At 60.2% G+C, this 3,891-nt stretch carries 4 protein-coding genes; all 4 read right to left on the bottom strand.

The features are described from left to right. Positions 1-438: ribosome recycling factor (gene frr / locus JHD73_RS27030; protein ID WP_199033217.1), on the bottom strand; the 438-nt coding region annotated here is incomplete at its 3' end. Positions 439-614: 176 nt separating this feature from the next. After that, positions 615-1,325 carry a UMP kinase gene (gene pyrH, locus JHD73_RS27025; protein WP_009238238.1) on the bottom strand — a complete coding sequence of 237 codons (711 nt, stop codon included), beginning with the start codon at positions 1,323-1,325 and terminating at the stop codon, positions 615-617. Positions 1,326-1,609: 284 nt separating this feature from the next. Next, entirely contained in the window at positions 1,610-2,500 is an 891-nt protein-coding gene (gene tsf / locus JHD73_RS27020) for a translation elongation factor Ts (RefSeq protein ID WP_199033216.1), read from the bottom strand. Positions 2,501-2,764: 264 nt separating this feature from the next. Next, on the bottom strand, positions 2,765-3,508 hold the full coding sequence (gene rpsB, locus JHD73_RS27015; RefSeq protein WP_199033215.1) for a 30S ribosomal protein S2: 744 nt from the start codon (positions 3,506-3,508) through the stop codon (positions 2,765-2,767). Positions 3,509-3,891 lie beyond the last annotated feature (383 nt).

Below are 3,891 nucleotides of genomic sequence, written 5' to 3'. Positions count from 1 at the left end.
GTCCTTGACCAGCTTCTTGAGTTGTTCGTTCGCATCGCGGCGCAGATTGCGCACGGCGACCTTGGCGTCTTCACCCTCACCCTTGACGACCTTGGTCAGCTCCTTGCGGCGCTCTTCGGTCAAGGCAGGCGTCGGGACACGGATGATGTCACCCATGGTGGCGGGGTTCAGACCCAGATCCGCTTCACGGATGGCCTTCTCCACAACTTGCACCATCTTCTTTTCCCACGGCTGCACACCGATCGTGCGCGCGTCCACCAAGGTCACGTTGGCGACTTGGCTGATCGGCACCATCGAGCCGTAGTAATCGACTTGCACGTGATCAAGCAGGCCGGTGTGGGCACGCCCAGTGCGGATCTTGGCCAAATCCGTCTTGAGAGCCTCGATCGACTTCTGCATCTTCTGCTCGGCATTCTTCTTGACATCGGCGACGCTCATACTTCCTCCGAACGATAACGGCGGCCTGCCGGACATGCGCCCCGGAATTCGACACAGGGCACCGGCAAAACCAAAAAGACAATAGGCGATTTTACATGGAAGCCACTCGCCAACGCCATTTACATGGGGTCAGCGAGCGGTAAAAAAGGCGCTTACAAGGCAGCTTCTCGCCAACCTCAGACGTGCACCAGCGTGCCTTCATCTTCACCCAGAATCACGCGCTTGAGCGCGCCCGGCTTCTGGATGGAGAACACCTTGATCGGCAGCTTTTGGTCGCGGCACAGCGCGAAAGCGGTCGCATCCATCACCTGCAGGTTGCGCGAGATGGCCTCGTCGAACGTGATGGTGGTGTAGCGGGTGGCACTCGGGTCCTTCTTCGGGTCGGCGGTGTAGACGCCATCAACCTTGGTGGCCTTGAGAACGATCTCCGCGCCGATTTCCGAGCCGCGCAACGCGGCTGCAGTGTCGGTGGTGAAGAACGGGTTGCCGGTGCCGGCCGCGAAGATCACGATCTTGCCCTCTTCCAGCTGACGGATCGCGCGGGGGCGGATGTACGGCTCGACCACCTGGTCCAGGCGCAGCGCCGATTGCACTCGACCTTCGAGGTTGGCGTGGCGCATGGCGTCTTGCAGGGCCAGTGCGTTCATCATCGTGGCCAGCATGCCCATGTAATCGGCCGTGGCGCGATCCATACCGGCCGCACCGCCCGCGACACCGCGGAAGATGTTGCCACCACCGATCACCACCGCCACCTGCACGCCCAGCTTCACGATTTCGGCGATGTCATTGACCATCCCTTCGATGGTGCTGCGGTTGATGCCGAAGGCATCGTCGCCCATCAGGGCTTCGCCGGAAAGTTTGAGTAGAACGCGCTTGTAGGCAGGCATGGAGATCCTCTTGACGATTCCTGGTACGGGAGACAGGAAAGGGGGAATGACAGCTGCGACAGACGAAGCGGAGCTTCGTTCATCTCGCAACCTTCTTGCGCGGAAGCCGTCTGGACTCAGATCAACCAAACGATGCCCGCGCAAGCAGGCTGCACCTACAAACAGGGCACCTTGCGGTGCCCTGTTTGTTCGGCATTATACGATCGCGCCGATGGAGAAAAGTTGCCCTGCCGGCCTGCGCCGGCGGGCTGATTTCCGTTCCATCGGAAGCAATCGCTGCAGCATTACGCCTGTTGCTTTGCAGCAGCCACTTGGGCGGCCACTTCAGCAGCGAAGTCGTCTTGCTTCTTCTCGATGCCCTCGCCCACCACGAACAGCGTGAAAGCCTTCACGGTCGTGTTGGCAGCCTTGAGCATCTGCTCAACGGTCTGCTTGTCGTTCTTCACGAACGGCTGGTTCAGCAGCGAGACTTCCTTCAGATACTTCTGCACGCTGCCTTCCACCATCTTGGCAACGATTTCAGCCGGCTTGCCCGATTCGGCAGCCTTTTGCTCTGCAACGCTGCGCTCCTTGGCAACCAGATCGGCCGGCACGTCATCAGCCGACAGCGACACCGGCTTCATGGCTGCAGCTTGCATTGCAGCGTCCTTGGCCGCCACTTCGTCGCCTTCGAACGCCACCATCACGCCGATACGGGCGCCGTGCAGGTACGAAGTCAGCTTGCTGCCCTCGTAGCGCTTGAAGCGGCGGATCGTCATGTTCTCGCCGATCTTGCCGATCAGACCCACGCGCACGTCTTCAACAGTCGGGCCGAAACCGTCTTGCGACAGCGGCAGCGCACCGATAGCCGCAACATCAGCCGGATTGCTCTTGGCGATCAAAGCAGCCACCGAGTTGGCGAAGGCCAGGAAGGAGTCGTTCTTCGAAACGAAGTCGGTTTCGCAGTTGATCTCAACCAGCGCACCGGTCGAACCGTCCACTGCAGCAGCAACCACGCCTTCAGCGGTGATACGGGCGGCAGCCTTGCCGGCCTTGTTACCCAGCTTCACGCGCAGGATTTCTTCTGCCTTTTCCAGGTTGCCTTCGGCCTCCGTCAGGGCCTTCTTGCATTCCATCATCGGCGCGTCGGTCTTCGCGCGCAGTTCTGCAACCATGCTTGCGGTAATTGCCGCCATTCTCATGCTCCTTGTTTCAGATCGTCGTCCAGCTGCGTGCGGATCGGCCTTCGCCCGCCGTCACGCTACGCCGGCCTGTCGTCCGGGTTGTATCCGGCCGCCCCACGAAATACGACGCGCGTGGGGCATCCGCATGACAAATTTCAAAAAAAAGGGGCGTTTGTTACGCGCCCCTGTCTGGCCATTGGTTTCGATGCACAAACATCGAAGCGGCCTGACGCGCTTCCCGCTCGGCAATGCGGCGGGTGCGCGCCTTCTTGTGTTTTAGCCTTCTTGGACTTCGACGAAGTCGTCGCCGCCGCGAGCGGCTTCAACCACTTCCTGGACCGCGTTGGCGCGGCCTTCCAGGATCGCGTCGGCCACGCCGCGCACGTACAGCGCAACAGCCTTGCTCGAGTCGTCGTTACCCGGGATGACGTAGTCGATGCCTTCCGGCGAGTGGTTCGTATCAACCACGCCGATCACCGGAATGCCCAGCTTGGCAGCTTCAGTCACGGCAATCTTGTGGTAGCCAACGTCGACCACGAAGATGGCGTCCGGAATGCCGCCCATATCCTTGATACCGCCGATGGACTTCGTCAGCTTGTCCATCTCGCGCTCGAACATCAGCGCTTCCTTCTTGCTCATGGTGTCCGTCGCGCCAGCTTCCTTGGCGGCTTCCATGTCCTTCAGGCGCTTGATCGAGGTCTTGACCGTCTTGAAGTTGGTCAGCATGCCACCGAGCCAGCGGCTGTCGACATACGGCATGCCTGCACGAGCGGCTTCCTCAGCCAGGATCTCGCGCGACTGACGCTTCGTGCCGACGAACATGATGGTGCCCCGGTTGGCTGCCAGTTGGCGCACGTACTTCAGTGCGTCCAGGTACATCGGCAGCGTCTTTTCCAGGTTGATGATGTGAATCTTGTTGCGATGACCGAAAATGAAGGGGGCCATCTTCGGGTTCCAGAAGCGGGTTTGGTGGCCAAAGTGGACACCGGCTTCCAGCATTTCGCGCATGGTCACGGACATGAAATTCTCCAGTCGGGTTAGGTCTAAAGCCGCCTCAGACATCCCTCGCATGCGATACGACGGACACCCGCGGTGAAGCGGCTCGCGATTTCAAGCGATACCAGCCACACGGCCAGCAATCTGCTCAGCCTGCGATTATAGCCCCAAAAACCCAATCAACTCAATACCTTCCAAGCGTTGAGGGCCGACAGGCCAAGACCAGCACCAGACGTCCAAAAACCCCGTCCGGGCCGCTTTGGTGCGATAATTCACCCTTTAGTTATAACGCGGCGCCTCGCGCGCCTGCGTGCAGAAAGAGTCACAGCATGGCCGTTACCATTCACACCGCCGAAGACATTGCGCAGATGCGCGTGGCCTGCCGGCTTGCGTCCGAAGTCCTGGAT

The sequence above is a fragment of the Ralstonia sp. ASV6 genome, from assembly GCF_016429285.1.
GTDB lineage: Bacteria > Pseudomonadota > Gammaproteobacteria > Burkholderiales > Burkholderiaceae > Ralstonia > Ralstonia flaminis.
This window is presented reverse-complemented; position numbering and strand designations above follow the sequence as displayed.

Coding starts and splice junctions, on each gene's coding strand:
- pyrH (WP_009238238.1), bottom strand. CDS start 1,325: ATGCCTGCCTACAAGCGCGTTCTACTCAAACTTTCCGGCGAAGCCCTG.
- tsf (WP_199033216.1), bottom strand. CDS start 2,500: ATGGCGGCAATTACCGCAAGCATGGTTGCAGAACTGCGCGCGAAGACC.
- rpsB (WP_199033215.1), bottom strand. CDS start 3,508: ATGTCCGTGACCATGCGCGAAATGCTGGAAGCCGGTGTCCACTTTGGC.